15 protein-coding genes are annotated in these 17,097 nt (G+C 34.2%); 6 read left to right on the top strand and 9 right to left on the bottom strand.

Going from position 1 to position 17,097, the window contains the following annotated elements; all coding sequences use genetic code 11:
• Positions 1-56: 56 nt before the first annotated feature.
• The 3 genes from menD to ACSSV5_RS01985 form a co-directional block, all read right to left on the bottom strand.
• Entirely contained in the window at positions 57-1,784 is a 1,728-nt protein-coding gene (gene menD / locus ACSSV5_RS01995; RefSeq protein WP_454244551.1) for a 2-succinyl-5-enolpyruvyl-6-hydroxy-3-cyclohexene-1-carboxylic-acid synthase, read from the bottom strand.
• 62 nt (positions 1,785-1,846) lie between these two features.
• Complete coding sequence (locus ACSSV5_RS01990) at positions 1,847-2,947, bottom strand: chorismate-binding protein (protein ID WP_211065559.1); 1,101 nt, start codon at positions 2,945-2,947, stop codon at positions 1,847-1,849.
• On the bottom strand, positions 2,948-3,367 hold the full coding sequence (locus ACSSV5_RS01985) for a PaaI family thioesterase (RefSeq protein ID WP_454244550.1): 420 nt from the start codon (positions 3,365-3,367) through the stop codon (positions 2,948-2,950).
• Between the two features lie 53 nt (positions 3,368-3,420).
• Between ACSSV5_RS01985 and ACSSV5_RS01980 the strand changes: the two genes are divergently transcribed.
• A complete protein-coding gene (locus ACSSV5_RS01980; protein WP_454244549.1) occupies positions 3,421-4,056 on the top strand; it encodes an alpha/beta hydrolase in 636 nt (211 codons plus the stop codon).
• 31 nt (positions 4,057-4,087) lie between these two features.
• Here ACSSV5_RS01980 and ACSSV5_RS01975 read toward each other — a convergent pair whose 3' ends face one another.
• The 4 genes from ACSSV5_RS01975 to ACSSV5_RS01960 all read right to left on the bottom strand — a co-directional run bounded on the left by ACSSV5_RS01975 (position 4,088) and on the right by ACSSV5_RS01960 (position 8,891).
• On the bottom strand, positions 4,088-5,407 hold the full coding sequence (locus ACSSV5_RS01975) for a glycosyltransferase family 4 protein (RefSeq protein WP_454244548.1): 1,320 nt from the start codon (positions 5,405-5,407) through the stop codon (positions 4,088-4,090).
• Complete coding sequence (locus ACSSV5_RS01970; protein WP_454244547.1) at positions 5,370-7,814, bottom strand: YfhO family protein; 2,445 nt, start codon at positions 7,812-7,814, stop codon at positions 5,370-5,372. Before ACSSV5_RS01970 ends, ACSSV5_RS01975 begins: the two co-directional genes overlap by 38 nt.
• A 24-nt stretch (positions 7,815-7,838) precedes the next feature.
• On the bottom strand, positions 7,839-8,093 hold the full coding sequence (locus tag ACSSV5_RS01965) for a hypothetical protein (protein WP_454244546.1): 255 nt from the start codon (positions 8,091-8,093) through the stop codon (positions 7,839-7,841).
• 282 nt (positions 8,094-8,375) lie between these two features.
• On the bottom strand, positions 8,376-8,891 hold the full coding sequence (locus tag ACSSV5_RS01960; RefSeq protein WP_211065554.1) for a DUF2892 domain-containing protein: 516 nt from the start codon (positions 8,889-8,891) through the stop codon (positions 8,376-8,378).
• Between the two features lie 135 nt (positions 8,892-9,026).
• On the opposite strand from ACSSV5_RS01960, the gene rpmH reads away from it, so the two are divergent.
• From rpmH to rpe, 3 genes are all read left to right on the top strand, one after another.
• Positions 9,027-9,188 carry a 50S ribosomal protein L34 gene (rpmH, locus tag ACSSV5_RS01955; RefSeq protein WP_211065553.1) on the top strand — a complete coding sequence of 54 codons (162 nt, stop codon included), beginning with the start codon at positions 9,027-9,029 and terminating at the stop codon, positions 9,186-9,188.
• Positions 9,189-9,279: 91 nt separating this feature from the next.
• Positions 9,280-12,132: a carbamoyl-phosphate synthase large subunit gene (gene carB, locus ACSSV5_RS01950; protein ID WP_454244545.1), complete on the top strand. Its 2,853-nt coding sequence runs from the start codon at positions 9,280-9,282 to the stop codon at positions 12,130-12,132.
• A 72-nt stretch (positions 12,133-12,204) separates the two neighbouring features.
• Positions 12,205-12,864, top strand: a complete 660-nt coding sequence (gene rpe, locus ACSSV5_RS01945; protein WP_454244544.1) for a ribulose-phosphate 3-epimerase — start codon at positions 12,205-12,207, stop codon at positions 12,862-12,864.
• Here the strand turns inward: rpe and ACSSV5_RS01940 are convergent, their stop codons facing one another.
• Complete coding sequence (locus ACSSV5_RS01940) at positions 12,865-13,656, bottom strand: UDP-2,3-diacylglucosamine diphosphatase (RefSeq protein WP_454244543.1); 792 nt, start codon at positions 13,654-13,656, stop codon at positions 12,865-12,867. It lies immediately after the preceding gene.
• Between the two features lie 11 nt (positions 13,657-13,667).
• On the bottom strand, positions 13,668-14,780 hold the full coding sequence (gene lpxB / locus ACSSV5_RS01935) for a lipid-A-disaccharide synthase (protein ID WP_454244542.1): 1,113 nt from the start codon (positions 14,778-14,780) through the stop codon (positions 13,668-13,670).
• Positions 14,781-15,210: 430 nt separating this feature from the next.
• Here lpxB and ACSSV5_RS01930 point away from each other — a divergent pair, with 430 nt between their 5' ends.
• Both ACSSV5_RS01930 and dut read left to right on the top strand, forming a co-directional pair.
• Entirely contained in the window at positions 15,211-16,662 is a 1,452-nt protein-coding gene (locus tag ACSSV5_RS01930) for a lipopolysaccharide biosynthesis protein (RefSeq protein ID WP_454244541.1), read from the top strand.
• 3 nt (positions 16,663-16,665) lie between these two features.
• Complete coding sequence (dut, locus tag ACSSV5_RS01925; protein WP_454244540.1) at positions 16,666-17,097, top strand: dUTP diphosphatase; 432 nt, start codon at positions 16,666-16,668, stop codon at positions 17,095-17,097.

Raw genomic sequence — 17,097 nt, 5'->3', positions numbered from 1 at the left:
TTTCAAAACCAAAAATAATCAAATCTCTGAATTTTAATAAATCAATTTACGGGGATTTATTCAGTTGAATTACTGGTTTTTAAAACCTTAAAATACTCCAACAACACCCTATCATTCAATTCTGTAGGTGTGAATATTTCTAAAATCGATTTGTGTTTGTTCTCAATAAATTCTGGCAAAGCTTGTTCTAAACTTTCTTTGTTTTCAACTTTTAAATATTTAAACTCATACATTTTTGCTAAATGTTCTGCCGTATGTTGATGTTGCGTTTCAAAATAGGTATGAAAATAATCATCGTGTTTATCGCCTGGTAAAATTCTAAAAATGCCGCCACCTTGATTGTTGATAACGATAATTTTAAAATCTGAAGGTAAATAATTATTCCACAACCCATTAGAATCATATAAAAAACTCAAATCTCCACAAATTAAATACGCTGGTTTATTTTGAACCACACTTGACCCAATTGCAGTTGATAATGAACCATCAATGCCACTCGTACCACGGTTGCAAAACACCTGTGTTTGTGTATCTAAATCAAAAAAATTGGAATATCGCACACACGAGCTATTGCCAAGATGGAGCAAAATATCTTTGGGTAAACTTTTGAAGATGTGATTGTAACACCAAAAATCAGAAAAAGGAATGTTATTGATATAATTTTCAGATTGAATTTCTCGAGATTGCTTAATCGAATTCCAAAACGAAAAATAGTCTGAAGATTGTGTATTTATTTTAGGCTGAATCGTTTTCAAAAAATCACTAACTTGATAGGGCAAATGAATAACATCTGAAAAAAACGTATCAAATGCACGATATGGATGAAGATGATAGTGAAATTTTGGTTTAAAACGCCTCAAAAAAGCTTTAAGTTTTTTAGACACTATCATTCCGCCTAAGGTCAACAATACATCAGGTTGCAATTTTTCAAATAAAATCTCTTTTTGCTCGTCCAATTCCAAAGGTGAAATTATACTATCAATGCTGTAAAAAAAGGTTTTATGATTAAGATTAGAAGTGGTTTCTGTCATCACAATCACCGAATCATCTTTGGTCAAAAACTCTATATCTTCAATTTTGATATCATCAGGATGATTGACGCCTATTATAATTAATTTTCGCTGTGCTCGATTCCAATTTGTAACAAAACTTTCAATATCATTTTGCTGTATTTGATTTAAAAAATTTGTCTTATCAAATTCAAAAACGTTTAAATCAACACTTAAAGTTTCAACTTTATCATAAAGAGGTTCATCAAATGGTGCATTGATATGCACAGGCAAATGCTGTTGATAGCAAGTTTGCAAAGCTTTATAAATTTGATTAGAATTATAATCTTGTATCAACGTATTGTCTTCATTGCGGTTATCGCTTTTTAAATTGGCTTCGTAAGCTACGTGATTGGTGTAAACATAAGGCTGCCTAATGGTTTGTCCATCACCAATATCTATCAAGTGTTCAGGTCTGTCTGCTGAAATTACCACTAATGGAATTTGACTATAAAATGCTTCAGCAACAGCAGGAAAATAATTCAACATCGCCGAACCTGAAGTGCAAACCAAAGCTGTTGGTTCTTGAAGTTGTTGAGCCATGCCCATTGCAAAAAAAGCTGCACAACGCTCATCGACAATGCTATAAGTTTTAAAAAATGGATGAGTAGCAAAACTAATGGTCAAAGGTGCATTGCGTGAACCTGGTGAAATTACAACGTGTTTTATATGGGCTTTACGGCATAATTCTACAATAGTTTGAGCTAATGGAATAGATGATATATTGTGTTTCAATCCTTAAAGTTTTGTGCAAATTTACAATTCTAAATTCATTAACTTTTTAGAAGGTAATTTTATTAAAGCACATTTAACAAGGTTTGAGATTTAGCCAAAGTTTCTAAATATTCAGCTTCGGGTTGACTGTCTTTGGTAATACCACCGCCGACGTATAATTCTATATAATCTTCAAATACTTGCATACATCTCAGGTTAACATACAAATCAGAAATGCGTTTGATGCTCTGTATAGCTTGTTGCTCTTGATTTTTTTGAGTTTTGGATCGACTTATAGCTTGTTTAAAATGCATTGGTCCCAAAAATCCAGAATAATAACCGCGTTGATAAGTCTCGTGTGCTTCAATAAACGTTTTGGCTTTATCTTTTGGCAAACCGCAAACGGCTGATGTGGGATGTAAATCCTGAATGATTTTAAACAAATCTTTAGGTTCAATTTGGGCTTTAATATTAGATTTTAAATGCCACAAATTTCCCGCCCTAACGCTTTGAGCGTTCTGAACATCAAGCTTATCCGAGTGATTTTTTAAAGCAGAAACAATAAAATCAACCACCATTTGTTGTTCTTCCTTTTCTTTTTTTGTCCATTGTGGTTCAGCTTGTTCATCAGCATTAATCGTTCCTGCAAGAGCTACGGTTTGAAGAATATTTCTTTCGAGATACAAAAAACGTTCAGGCGTTGCCCCAAGCCATAAACCCACTTTAGGATGATACCAGCAATAGCTAAAGGCTTTGGGATATTTTGAAGCTAATTTTTTAAGCGTTCTTAAAGGATCAATTGTTTTTTTGATAGTAACTTTACGAGAACAAACTATTTTTTGAATGTCTGTGTTTTTAATGGTTTCAATGGCTTTTGAAACCAAATTGATATGAGTTTGCTTTTCCGTTTCAGACGTTGCGTAATTGGTTTTTGAGGATTCAAAATCCTTATCATTCAACTGAGAATTTAAAATTTTGGATTGATTTTCAGGAAAAATGACTTTAGCGTTTGCATCAGAAAATGGACAAAATACAAATCCTGGTACGTTAAAATTATCTATGGTATTTAGGTTATTATTGCTTTGCAAATAAGCTTTAAGCTGATGATTTTGAGCATAACATACAAAAGGCAATTGGTGTGAATAATGAGTTTTAAGTTGTTGAAAGAAATCGGTTTGAATCATTTATTTTGACTTTGGTAAAGCTATAGTAGTAAGTTTTACAGCAGAAACTAATCGGTTGTCATCATCAGTGATTTTGATGTCCCAAACCTGAGTGGTTTTCCCAAAATGTAAAGGCTTAGCCGTAGCGTAAACAAAACCAGATTTCACACTTCTCACGTGATTGGCCGAAATTTCGATACCTCTGATAATGAATTTAGATGGATCTAAAAACATAATAGATGCAACACTTCCAACACTTTCGGCCAAAGCTACCATAGCACCACCATGCAAAACGCCGTCGGGTTGATGAACACTTGAGTTTACAGGCATTTTGGCAACAAGATAATCTTTGCCAATTTCTGTATATTCTATTGAAAGTGTTTCCATCAATGTATTTTTGCTCAAAGCATTATAGCGGTCAAGCATCTCTTGATTTGTCATAGATTTATGGATTTTATGTAAATTTGAAACTGTTGTAAAAATAAACAAAAAAAATGCCTGAACATAGAATTTCATACTCGACTACAAAAACATACTCAACTTTAAATCTATTGACGGATAAAACTGAAAACATTTGGTTGGTTTGTCACGGTTTAGGTTATTTGAGTCGATATTTTATAAAATATTTTTCGATATTAAATCCTGAAAAAAACTACATCATCGCACCCCAAGCTCCATCTAAATATTATCAAGACCAAAGTTTTAAACGCATTGGAGCATCTTGGCTCACCCGTGAAGAAACTCAGCTTGAAATGCAAAACATCAAAGCTTATTTTGATGCTATTTACCAAAAGGAAATCCAGCCTTTTTCTGATAAAAAACTTATCGTTTTGGGTTACTCACAAGGTGTTTCTGTAGCTATGCGTTGGGTTGCTCAATCAAAGATAAACTGTGAAAAATTGTTGATGCATTCGGGTGGAATTCCTGTAGAATTAAAAGCTGAAAATTTTAAAGATTTAAGGTTTAAACCTTATTTAATTTATGGTAAATCTGATCCCTATATCACAAAAGATAGAGCAAAACAAGAAGTTCAAAAAGCCGAAAACCTATTTGGAAATCGATGTAAAGTCAAAACCTTTGATGGAACACATGAGATAAATCAAGAGATTTTGAAATCTTTTGATGGGTAAAAATTCTCTCGCAGAGACGCTAAGGGAAAAGCTAATTGATAATCTCAACCAATTTCTCAGTTAAAGCTTTTCGGTGATAAACTTCGATATCTTTTGATTTGACCTCGAGTTTTCCTTTCATAAAAGCTTTAAAATAGGTTTTGATTTGAACTTTAAGCTCATCTTTTTCATGATAATTAAAAGCTGAACCAGCATTATGCTTGTTGATTAATTCCGCAACATCCCAATTTTGTGGACCAATCCCTAAAATGGGTCGTCTCGCTTGTAAATATTCAAAAAACTTACCTGGAATGATACCTTGAGTTTGGGTCATATCTTTTTCTATCAATAATAAAACTTGTGCACTAAACATTTGTTGTTGAGCATCTTTATGGGGCAAATAGCCTAAAAACGTAGAATGTTTTTGCAAGTCAAAACTTTTTAGACTGTCGATAATGTTTTGACTGATTTGTCCGATAAATTTGAGTTCTAAATTGTTTTTAAAATGCTCATCTTCTTCTATCAACTCAACTAAAACTTGCCATAAATTCTCAGGATTGCGCTCACTCATCAAGGTGCCAATATGTGCTAAACTGAAATGCTCATCAAGTTCAGTAACAATATCAGTATCGTCAAAACCATTGGTAATCAAACTCACAGGTTTTTCAGTTTTTTTTTGAAACTCTTTTTGGGTGGTCGGACTCGTCACTGTGATGTGGTCGGCTGAAGCTAAAACCTCATTTTCCATCTGCTGATGCTTTTCAACTGAAGATGGTGTTAGTTTTAAATCTTTGTGATAACCAATATTAACCCAAGGATCTCTAAAATCGGCTATCCAAGGCAGATTGGGGTATTTCATTTTTAAACAAAAACCTATACGATGCAAGCTATGTGGCGGACCAGTAGTAATGATAGCGTCAAAATTGGCTTGATCTAAAAGTTTAGAAATTCTTTTTACAGAAGGTTTTATCCACAACATTCTGGCATCTGGAATAAAGTAATTTCCACGAATATAGAGCAATGCTTTTTGTATAAAATTTTGATTTTTAGAGGCTTTGATGATGCCTTTACTTAAAGATTGGGTGTCTTTTTTAGAAAATAATTGTGCCAAAGTATAAGGTTCAATAATTGAAGATTTGATAACTTCAACGTGATTTGGAATTTCCATTTCTAAACTCTTATCAACGATAGGATAATGCGGATGTTTAGGCACAAAAACTGTAGGCTGAATATTGAAATCTTTTAGATATTTCACAAATTTCAACCAACGCTGAACACCTGGACCGCCAGCTGGTGGCCAGTAGTACAAAACAATCAATACTTTTTTGGGTGCTTTAGTCATTTTTGACTTCGGTTGAAGTTTGTTTAACATACTTAAACGCACCAAATAATAGTAAAACTAAAAACAAAACGTGTCCAGCTAAGCTGATGCGACTTCCTGTTTTTATGACCTGTGGCTCAAATTTAAACTCGATTTGATGTTTGCCTTTTGGAATCACTAAACCTCTTAAAGTATAATCAACCTGAACGTGATTTACTGGTTTGCCGTCAAGATAAGCTTGCCAACCTTTAGGATAATACATTTCAGAAAAGACTGCAAAAGCGTCGTAACTTGATTGACTTTCATAAACCAAATGATTCATTTTGTAGTCTATAAGTTCAATTTTTGAAAGTGAATCTTTTTCAAATTGTTGTTGACCAAGTTGATTTGTATAAATTTCTTTAATAATTGCAACGCGTTTTGTGTTGATATTGCTTAAAGCTAAGATGGCTTGGTTGTCATCTTTTACAATATTTAGAGAATCTACAAACCAAGCATTGCCATTGGCTTCAGGATTAGGCTGAGCCATAATTTCACCTTGATTTTGGATGATATTGTATTTCACATTAAACATATTCAAAACTTCTCGATTGCCTTGTGCAATATGAAAATCAAAAATATCCTGAATGCGTTGTGGTTTAGCAGCGTGATAACCACCAAGCGATTTGTGAAAATAAGAGGCTCGAGCAGAATTAAACGGATTAACACTTAGGTCTAACACTCGAAAATGGGTTTTATCTTTTAAAATTTCTCGGTCAGCCGAATTGGCTTGAAAAGGTTTTTTCATTTCTGCTTGAGAAACAAAGTCATCTTCATTAACATAACGTTGATCTACCAAAACTAAATCTAAAACACAAACCAAACCAATAATTAAAGTTGCCCATTGCATTTTGAGCTTTTGCAAAAACCATAACCATAACACTCCTAAAACTAAAGCTACAATAAAAAGTGAACGCCAAGCATCAGCCATAAACACCGCTTGTCGGTCAAGTTTTAAGGCTCTTACAAAGTTTTCTCCTAATTGTTTTCTGAAATTATTATCCATAAAACCAGAAAAGTCAAACAAAGATTCTTTAAATAACATTAAAAAAACTAACAAGCCACCACAGATTATGGCACTCATTTTTAAAGCTTTTTTCTTTTCAACTTTTGAGGTTTTATCACTGAAAAAATAAGCCAAACCCACAAAAGCCATCAACGGCACACACAATTCAATTAAAACTTGGATAGAAGATACCGCTCTAAATTTGTCATACAAAGGCACATAATTGATAAATAATTTTGTTAAAACCGAAAAGTTATCGCCCCAAGACAAGAGCAAAGCTAAAATTGAACCCACTACAATCCAGGTTTTGAACTTGCTTCTTATAAGAAATAAAGCTAATATAAACAAGACTAAAACGCCAGCACCAATATACGCCGGGGCTGCTACAATGGGTTGTTTTCCCCAGTAAGTGATTACCTGTTGATTAAGAAAACTCAAAGATTCAGAGTGAGTCGCTCCAATTTTTAATAATTCTTTGTAGGCATGAGAATCAGTTGAAAATTGTTTTCTCTCAAAATCACCTTTAAACCTAGGTATAAATAAATTTAAACTTTCAGCAATGCCGTAACTGTATTCGGTGATATATTCGTATTCTAAAGCGGATTGTTTAGATTTTGGTTGACCATCAGTTGAAATGCTTACTGTGCTTTCTCCTCTTGTACTAAATTGAGTGTATTCTTGCGTGGCTAACAAATTGGTCGCATTTAGACTTAAGCCTAAAACAGCAGCTGCAAAAGCAACACCAACGCCTTTAGCAAATTTCGGTAAGGCTTTGTTTTTAATAGCCTCAATCAAATATACTATTCCAATCACCACACAAAGCAGAGTTAAATAATAAGTCATTTGAAAGTGGTTAGCAGCAATTTCGAGTGCCATACCTAAAGAAAGTAAAATAAAACCTTTTAAATATTTATGCCGTAAACACAACAACACGCCTGCAATGACAACTGGCATATATGCAATGGCATGAGCTTTGGCATTATGACCAACGCCCAAAATAATGATGAGATAAGTTGAAAACCCAAAAACCAATGCCCCAAAAAAAGCAATTAGTGGTTTGACTCTCAACACCAAAAACAAGATATAAAGCCCGATAAAATACAAAAACAAATAATCGGCTGGTCGTGGTAAAAACCTTAAAAATCGGTCAAAAGATTTGATGTAATGATGTGGGTAATTCGCCCCAACTTGATAAGACGGCATTCCGCCAAAAGCATTATCAATCCAATACGGTTCTTCATCGTATTTTTCTATGTGAGCTTTTCTATCTGCCGACATACCGATGTATTGCACGATGTCACTTTGGTAAATGATTTTATCTTGTAAAACGGGATAAAAATAAGCCACTGCAACAACAACAAAACCCAAGATAACTCCTGAATGAATGCCAATAGTTTTCCAGTTAATTTTCATTTAAAAAAAATTTGATGTGCCAAATTAATCAATTTCTTCAAAGTCGATATATTCTCCTACTTTTTCTTTGTCTTGTTTTGAAGATGTTTTGGAATGCTTAGAATAATCTTGTTGCTTTTCAAAAGGATTTTGACTGTGATTTTCATAACGCTTTTGAGCCTTTTTACCCAGATATTGAACAAAATATTTCAGTAAATACGGAAAAGCCCATTTGAAAATTAAACGAAGAATCCAAAATCCAATAACGATATATAAAAGTGTGATAAAAAAATCTTGCATAAAATGGTATTGGACTTGCAAAGTTAAACAACTTAAAACTTTAAGATATTAACATCTTATTAAAGTTGACAGAAATCAATTTATAGTTTGATTTTTATTAAGCATTATAAATAAAGGAAAGATTAGCTAAAAATTCTTAATTATCTAAATGTCTAAAAGGTTAAAAAAAAAATTAGAAATAAACCTCTCAATAGATTAAAAACACATCAACTATTAGCCTTATATTGAAAACCGCGAAATACTTTGGCAATTTGAAAAAACTTTAAACTCATAAACTCTTCGCTAAAACTTCTTCATCTGCTGTTTCATCATTTTGATTTGATCACCAAGCATATTGTGTTTATCCAAAGATTTAGCTTCTTTAATGAGCATTTGAGCTTCACGTTTACGGCGTTTAGACATCGCAATGCCAGCCAAGTTGAGTTTTGCCATAGCCAAATCGTGTTTCATAGATAAACCGAGACGAATAGCGGTTCTAAAATATTTTTCGGCTTTGGTCATATTGGTTTGCGACAAAATTAAACCGTGCAAATAATTGTAGTAACCTTGTTGTTTTTGGGTTAAAGCTGTTTCAGGATTTTTTATTTTATCCAACCATTTTTTAGTGCCTTCAAAATCTTGTTTTCTCAATCTTAAAAACGCTAACAATATAAGTTCGTTTTTGAAATATAAAAACACAAAAATACCACTGAGCAATACAAGCAATATGCCGTTACCGATATTTCCTTCTATGAATTGATATATAGCATAGGCAAAAACCAATACTGCTAGAATAAGCTTAATAATTTTGTTGAACATAGCCGTTATTTTGAATTTGCAAAGTTACGAAAAACCTATGGAAAAGATTTAAAAATTAATGTTGTAAAATTAAAAAGACTTTGTATATTTGCACCCGATAAAAATTAAGCATACAAACTTATAACATAGAGTCTGATGAAAAGAACATTTCAACCCTCAAAGCGTAGAAGAAAAAACAAACACGGTTTTAGAGAGCGTATGGCGTCTGCTAACGGCAGAAAGGTTTTAAAACGAAGAAGAGCTAAAGGTCGCAAAAAATTAAGCGTTTCATCAGAAACCAGTATGAGAAGAAAATAAAATGACAATATCTATTTTAATATTTTGAAAGTGTTACTTAACGGTAACACTTTTTTTTTATCTAAATTTAGTCCATTAAAAATACCATTCAATGCCAAAAAACCAAGATTTAAAAAGCATTCTAATTGTAGGCTCTGGTCCAATTATCATTGGTCAAGCTTGTGAATTTGACTATTCAGGCTCTCAAGCCCTGCGTTCGCTTAGAGAAGAAGGTATAGAAACTATACTTATCAACTCTAATCCAGCAACAATTATGACAGATCCAAGTATGGCCGATCATATTTATCTCAAGCCATTAACTACCAAGTCAATCATTGAAATCCTTAAAAAACACCCCCAAATTGATGCCGTGTTGCCAACAATGGGTGGACAAACCGCTTTAAATCTTTGTATTGAAGCAGATGAAAAAGGAATTTGGGATGACTTTGATGTGAAAATGATTGGCGTTGACATCAATGCCATCAATATCACTGAAGATCGTGAACAGTTTAGAAAACTGATGCAAGATATCAATGTTGGCGTAGCACCATCAAAAACGGTAACTTCTTTTCTGAAAGGCAAAGAAGTCGCTCAAGAATTTGGTTTTCCTTTGGTCATTCGGGCATCTTACACTCTGGGTGGTCTTGGTGCATCAATTGTTCACGACGAAAAAGATTTTGAAAAATCACTCACTCGCGGATTAGAAGCTTCACCCATTCACGAAGTCATTATTGACAAAGCTTTAATCGGTTGGAAAGAATACGAATTAGAATTGCTCAGAGATAGAAACGACAATGTTGCTATTATTTGTAGCATAGAAAATATGGATCCGATGGGTATTCATACTGGAGACTCCATTACCGTTGCACCAGCGATGACATTGAGTGATACTACATACCAACGTATGCGAGATTTGGCTATCAAAATGATGCGTAGCATTGGTAATTTTTCTGGAGGCTGTAATGTGCAATTTGCAGTAAGCCCAGATGAAAAAGAAGATATTGTTGCCATAGAAATCAACCCAAGAGTGTCTCGGTCTTCAGCATTGGCTTCAAAAGCTACAGGCTATCCAATTGCTAAAATTGCTTCAAAATTGGCTATTGGCTATCATCTCGATGAACTTGAAAACCAAATTACTAAAACCACTTCTGCTTATTTTGAACCCACATTAGATTATGTGATTGTAAAAATCCCAAGATGGAATTTTGACAAATTTGAAGGCTCTGACCGCGAACTCGGCTTACAAATGAAAGCCGTTGGTGAAGTCATGGGCATCGGGCGTTCTTTTCAAGAGGCTTTACATAAAGCTACACAATCACTCGAAATCAAACGCAACGGACTTGGTGCCGATGGTAAAGGCTACAAAAAATACGATACCATCATAGAAAAACTAACTCACCCCAGCTGGGATCGTGTATTTGTGATTTATGATGCCGTTCAAGCTGGTATTCCATTGAAACGCATTCACGAGATTACCAAAATAGATATGTGGTTCTTAAAACAATATGAAGAACTCTACAATCTTGAAGTTGAAATTTCAAAATTTAACATCGACAATATAACCAAAGAATACTTGCTTGAAGCCAAACAAAAAGGATTTGCAGATAGGCAAATCGCCCATATGTTAGGCTGCTTAGAAAGTCAAGTCCATAAAAAACGAAAAGAACTCGGCATCAATCGGGTTTATAAACTTGTAGATACCTGTGCTGCTGAATTTGAAGCCCAAACGCCTTACTACTATTCTACTTTTGAAGCAGAAGTTACGGATAAAAACGGAAACACATTTACAGAAAATGAAAGTATTGTTACCGATAAAAAGAAAATTGTAGTACTCGGCTCAGGTCCTAATCGCATTGGTCAAGGTATTGAATTTGACTATTGTTGTGTTCACGGCGTTCTTGCTGCTGCGGAATGTGGCTACGAAACCATTATGATTAACTGTAATCCTGAAACGGTTTCAACCGATTTTGATACGGCTGACAAACTTTATTTTGAACCGGTTTTTTGGGAACACATCTATGACATCATTCAGCACGAAAATCCCGAAGGCGTTATTGTTCAACTCGGTGGACAAACCGCTTTAAAATTGGCTGAAAAACTCAACCGATATGGCATAAAAATTCTTGGCACAAGCTACGAAGCTTTAGATTTGGCCGAAGATCGCGGAAGTTTTTCTAAATTACTTCAGCAGAATAATATTCCTTATCCTGAATTTGGCGTAGCCGAAAGTGCCGACGAAGCCAGAGAATTAGCTGAACAACTCGACTTTCCTATTTTGGTTAGACCATCTTATGTGCTTGGTGGTCAAGGGATGAAAATTGTCATCAACCAAGAGGATTTGGAAGCTCACGTTGTTGATTTATTGAGAAAAATACCTAATAACAAACTCCTACTCGACCACTATCTCGATGGTGCTATAGAAGCCGAAGCCGATGCCATTTGTGATGGCAAAGATGTTTATATTATTGGCATCATGGAACATATTGAACCTTGCGGTATTCACTCAGGAGATTCAAACGCCGTTTTACCACCATTTAATCTCGGTGATTTAGTCATGCAACAAATAATAGACCACACCAAAAAAATTGCTTTAGCTCTTGAAACTGTGGGTTTAATCAATATTCAATTTGCCATCAAAGACGATAAAGTTTATATCATTGAAGCCAATCCACGAGCATCAAGAACAGTGCCTTTTATTGCAAAAGCTTATGGTGAGCCTTACGTCAATTACGCCACAAAAGTGATGTTAGGACATAATAAACTCAGTGATTTTGAATTTAAGCCTCATTTGGATGGATATGCTATCAAAAAACCTGTATTTTCATTCAATAAGTTTCCAGAAGTCAACAAACAACTTGGTCCTGAAATGAAAAGTACTGGTGAAAGTATTTTATTTATTGATAGTTTAAAAGATGATGAATTTTACGAGTTGTACACGAGAAGAAAAATGTATTTAAGTAAATAAACCCTGCGACCTTTGCGACTTTGCGGTAAAAAAAATCTCGCTAAGACGCTAAGGTACATAAATATTTTTATAATGAAAACCCATAAAATAGCCCCATCTATTCTTGCTGCCGATTTTGCAAACCTTCAGCGTGATATTGAAATGGTCAACCAAAGTGAAGCCGATTGGTTTCATATTGATATTATGGACGGCGTCTTTGTCCCTAATATTTCATTTGGCATGCCTGTTTTAAAATCAATAAGCCAACACGCTAACAAATTTATAGATGTGCATTTGATGATAGTTGACCCTGACCGCTACATCAAAAATTTTGCGGATTTGGGCTCTAATTTACTGACCGTTCACTACGAAGCTTGCACGCATTTGCACCGAACATTGCAAGCCATCAAGGCTAATGGCATGCAAGCTGGCGTAGCTCTTAATCCGCATACGCCTGTCAATTTACTAAAAGATGTCATACAGGATATTGATTTGGTTTGTGTGATGAGTGTCAATCCAGGGTTTGGCGGACAAAGTTTTATTGAAAACACCTTCGAAAAAGTAGCCGAGCTCAAAGAATTAATTTTGTCTAAAAATGCTAAAACACTGATAGAAATTGACGGCGGTGTTACCGATAAAAACGCCAAACAACTCGTGCAAACGGGTGCTGATGTTCTCGTGGCTGGCAGTTTTGTGTTTAAGTCTAAAGATGCCAAGAAAACAATAAAAATCTTAAAGACTCTTGAGTTTTAATTATTTATCTGAATAATGGAATGACTTACCAAAAGCGTTCAATTGAAATTGCTCACCATTAAATCGACCATAGGTGTAATACTTTATCCAATCGCCAAGATTGATGTATTGACTATTTTGTTTAAGCTGAATATTTAAAGGTAAATGCCGATGACCAAAAATAAAATAATCATAATGTTCAGCTTTCAGTTTTTGTTTGGCATACTGCACTAACCACTCGTTCTCTTCACCGAGAAATTTAGCGTCTTCTTCGCCAGAAATCAGTTTGTTTTTCAGGGATAAATGTTGTGCTAATCTCACGCCCAAATCAGGATGCAACCATCTAAAGAGCCATTGGCAAAACGGATTGGTAAACACTTTTTTCATCCGTTTGTAGCCTTTATCTTTTGGTCCTAAACCATCGCCATGACCGATAAAAAATTGTTTACCATTGATTTCAAACACTTGTGGTTTGTGATAAACAGGAATATTCAACTCTTTTTGAAAATAATCTTTCATCCACAAATCGTGATTGCCAACAAAAAAATGAATGGGAATACCTGAATCTGTAATTTCGGCGAGCTTTCCGAGAATTCTCACAAAACCTTTTGGAACCACCGTTTTGTATTCAAACCAAAAGTCAAACAAATCACCCAAGAGAAAAATAACCTCAGCATCGTTTTTAATTTCATCAAGCCAATTCACCAATTTGCGTTCACGAACTCTGCTTTTCACTTGATTAGGTGCACCAAGATGGCTATCGCTAGCAAAATAAGCCGATTTTCCATTAGACAATTGAATGCTTTCAGTCATAAATTGCGAATTTACTGTATTTTTTTAAATATCAGCTCTGCCGTTTTTTGGCTTGCTCCTGCTCCACCGAGTTTTAGTTCTAAATCATAATAATCTAAAAACATCTGTTTTCTTTTGTTGGTATATAAAATTTGATGTAATTCATTTTTTAAGTTCTTAGCATTCAATTCACCTTGTATTAATTCTTTAACTACTGGTTTGTCCATAATAAGGTTGACCAAAGAAATATAATTTAGATTAATAATTCGTTTTGCAATTTGATAAGAAATACTACTGCCTTTATAGCAAACCACTTCAGGCACTTTAAACAATGCCGTTTCTAAAGTCGCTGTTCCAGAAGTTACCAAAGCAGCTGTGGATACGCTGAGCAAATTATAAGTTTCGTTCTGCACATAAGAAACACGTTTTTTGGCATTAAACTGTTCATAAAATTCAGCGTCTTGCCCTGGTGCGCCAGCAATGACAAATTGATATTCTGGGTAATCATCAACTACACTCAACATCACACTCAGCATTTTGGAGATTTCTTGCTTTCGACTGCCAGGCAAAAGTGCTATGATGGGTTTATCTAAAAGGTGGTGATTTTTAATAAATTCTGATACGCTTTTTGGTTTAAAGTCTTTAATAGCATCTAAAAGTGGATGACCGACAAAATGCACAGGAAAATCGTGTTTTTGCTCATAAAATTCTTTTTCAAACGGCAATATCACATACATCTCATCAATATCGCGTTTAATGGCTTTGATACGGTTTTCTTTCCAAGCCCAAATTTGAGGTGAGATATAATAATGCGTTTTAAAACCTTGTTGTTTTGCCCATTTAGCTATGCGAAAATTAAATCCTGGATAATCAATAAATACAATCACATCGGGTTGAAATTCTTGAATGTCTTGCTTGCAATATTTAATATTTTTAAAAATCGTTCTCAGATTCATTATGACTTCGGCGAATCCCATAAAGGCTAAGTCTTTATAGTGTTTTACCAAAGTGCCACCAACATTAGCCATCAAGTCGCCACCCCAAAACCTAAAATTGGCTTGAGCATCGATTTGTTGTAAAGCTTTCATCAGATTAGAGGCGTGCAAATCTCCAGAAGCTTCTCCGGCTATGATGTAGTATTTCATTTAAAGACTTAATTTATACAAAGGTAAGATAGAATTTACAATTATAAGTTTTGACAGTTGTTATTGGACAATATAATAATTTTAAAGATTAATTAACGCATAAATCAAAATTAGTCAACGTAAGTTCGATTTATTGAAAGCTATAAATCAGATAATTACATCTTTTTGTTAGCAAATTTTGTCATTTCGAACGAAGAATGAGGAGAAATCTCGTCCTACTGAGATGTCTCGTCGCTCATGCTTCGCTATGTCAACATGACAAATGGTTAAATATCTGTATTTTATATGAATATTTTTTATTGAAATTTATATCGAACTCACGTTAGTCAAGTTATTTTTATCTATAATCGCCTTGATTTTTAAATTTTCAAATTCTAACATTTTTACATTGAAATATTAATGTTTTACCTTTACCAAAATTTCACAGGGATTGAATCCATTTAAAACACTTTTTAAACACACCTTTGTCTATGGCTTAGCAACGGTTTTGCCTAGAATGCTGAGTTTCTTGTTGGTGCCGCTTTATACCAAACTTTTTTCTGATTCAGATTACGGCATTATCACAATAGTGTTTTCATATCTTATTTTTTTTAATGTGATTTTGTCTTATGGGATGGAAACTACCGTATTTAGGTTTTTTACCAAACAAGACCACAAAGACAAAGTCATCAGCACGGCGACGCTTTCTATTATTTTTTCGAGTCTGTTGTTTTTAATTTTTTCTATCATTTTTAATAGTGAAATTTCCAACGTTTTAGACCTCAACCCTTTTCATTATAAACTCATCACTTGGGTATTGTTTTTTGATGCCATTTGTGTCATTCCGTTTGCCTATTTGCGTATCAATAAAAAATCTATTCGCTACGCGGTGATCAAAATCATCAACGTTGCTGTTAATTTGTGTCTTAATGTGTTTTTTCTTTTAAAATTGCCTTCTTGGAAAAATGATGTTCAATTTTTAAACTCCATTTATGTCGCTGATTTTAGAATTGAATATATTTTTATTTCGTTTATTATTTCTAGCGGATTGACGTTTTTACTGTTATCTCCATTTTTTGTTAAACTGAAATATCAGTTTGATGCCAAACTTTGGAAAAGTATGATGAAATATGCTTTGCCTGTTTTGGTGGCTGGCTTGGCGTTTTCTATCAATGAAACTTTAGACAAAATATTACTCAATTATTTGCTACCAGAAAACATTGCCAAATCACAAGTTGGTGTTTATGCTGCGTGTTACAAATTAGCGATGTTTATGACGCTTTTTGCTACGGCATATCGACTGGGAATTGAGCCTTTTTTCTTTAGCCATTCACAAACTCAAAACCCCAAAAAAGCCTACGCTTTAGTCACAAAATATTTTGTGATTTGTGGGATTTTTATTTTACTATTCGTCGTGGTTTTTATCGATTATCTGAAACTCATTATCCAAAATGATGTGTTTTATGAAGCTTTAGGTGTTGTGCCAATTTTGCTCATAGCCAATTTGTGTTTGGGTGTTTATCACAATCTTTCGGTATGGTATAAAATCACAGACCGCACGAAATTTGGTGCAATCATTTCGAGCTTTGGTGCTGTTGTGACTTTAGCCATCAACATTATTTTTATACCGCTTTATGGCTTTAAAGCTTCAGCCATTGCTACACTTTGTGCCTACGGCAGTATGATGTTGTTGTCTTATGCTTTTGGCCAAAAATATTATAAAATCAATTATCCACTGAAACGCTTGGCAATTTATAGCTTATTAGGTATATCTTTTTCTATGCTTTCTTTTTACTTTTTTAGAGCACAAATTTGGATTGGTATTTTATTTATTTTAAGCTATTTAATTTTAGCTTTCTCTTTTGAAAAACGAGAATTACTGTATTACATCAAAAAAACATAATTTATGATTATTCCTATTATCAATACGTCCGATCACGATTTACCACAATACGAAACTAAAGATTCAGCGGGTTTAGATTTGAAAGCGGTTTGCGAAACTCCTGTTATATTAAAACCTTTAGAACGCACAATCATCAAAACAGGTTTGCACATTGCTTTGCCAGAAGGTTACGAAGCACAAATCCGTCCACGAAGTGGATTAGCGGCAAAACATGGCATCTCTGTTTTAAATTCACCAGGTACGATTGATGCAGATTATCGTGGTGAAATTGGTGTCATTCTTGTCAATCTTTCTCAAGACAATTTTGAAATCACCAATGGCATGCGTATCGCCCAAATGGTCATTGCCAAGTTTGAGCAAGCTGAGTTTAAACTGGTTGAACAACTCGATGAAACCTCTCGCGGTGATGGTGGGTTTGGGAGTACTGGACATTAA

Source organism: Psychroflexus sp. MBR-150, assembly GCF_053628795.1.
The sequence above is the reverse complement of the archived record's forward strand: the minus strand, read 5'-3'. Positions and strand labels throughout refer to the sequence as shown.

Excerpts from the sequence above, each read along its gene's own strand:
- dut (WP_454244540.1), top strand. The coding sequence starts at position 16,666 with ATGATTATTCCTATTATCAATACGTCCGATCACGATTTACCACAATAC.
- ACSSV5_RS01985 (WP_454244550.1), bottom strand. The coding sequence starts at position 3,367 with ATGACAAATCAAGAGATGCTTGACCGCTATAATGCTTTGAGCAAAAAT.
- ACSSV5_RS01980 (WP_454244549.1), top strand. The coding sequence starts at position 3,421 with ATGCCTGAACATAGAATTTCATACTCGACTACAAAAACATACTCAACT.
- rpmH (WP_211065553.1), top strand. The coding sequence starts at position 9,027 with ATGAAAAGAACATTTCAACCCTCAAAGCGTAGAAGAAAAAACAAACAC.
- lpxB (WP_454244542.1), bottom strand. The coding sequence starts at position 14,780 with ATGAAATACTACATCATAGCCGGAGAAGCTTCTGGAGATTTGCACGCC.
- ACSSV5_RS01975 (WP_454244548.1), bottom strand. The coding sequence starts at position 5,407 with ATGTTAAACAAACTTCAACCGAAGTCAAAAATGACTAAAGCACCCAAA.
- ACSSV5_RS01970 (WP_454244547.1), bottom strand. The coding sequence starts at position 7,814 with ATGAAAATTAACTGGAAAACTATTGGCATTCATTCAGGAGTTATCTTG.
- ACSSV5_RS01990 (WP_211065559.1), bottom strand. The coding sequence starts at position 2,947 with ATGATTCAAACCGATTTCTTTCAACAACTTAAAACTCATTATTCACAC.
- ACSSV5_RS01940 (WP_454244543.1), bottom strand. The coding sequence starts at position 13,656 with ATGACTGAAAGCATTCAATTGTCTAATGGAAAATCGGCTTATTTTGCT.
- carB (WP_454244545.1), top strand. The coding sequence starts at position 9,280 with ATGCCAAAAAACCAAGATTTAAAAAGCATTCTAATTGTAGGCTCTGGT.
- ACSSV5_RS01960 (WP_211065554.1), bottom strand. The coding sequence starts at position 8,891 with ATGTTCAACAAAATTATTAAGCTTATTCTAGCAGTATTGGTTTTTGCC.
- ACSSV5_RS01965 (WP_454244546.1), bottom strand. The coding sequence starts at position 8,093 with ATGCAAGATTTTTTTATCACACTTTTATATATCGTTATTGGATTTTGG.
- rpe (WP_454244544.1), top strand. The coding sequence starts at position 12,205 with ATGAAAACCCATAAAATAGCCCCATCTATTCTTGCTGCCGATTTTGCA.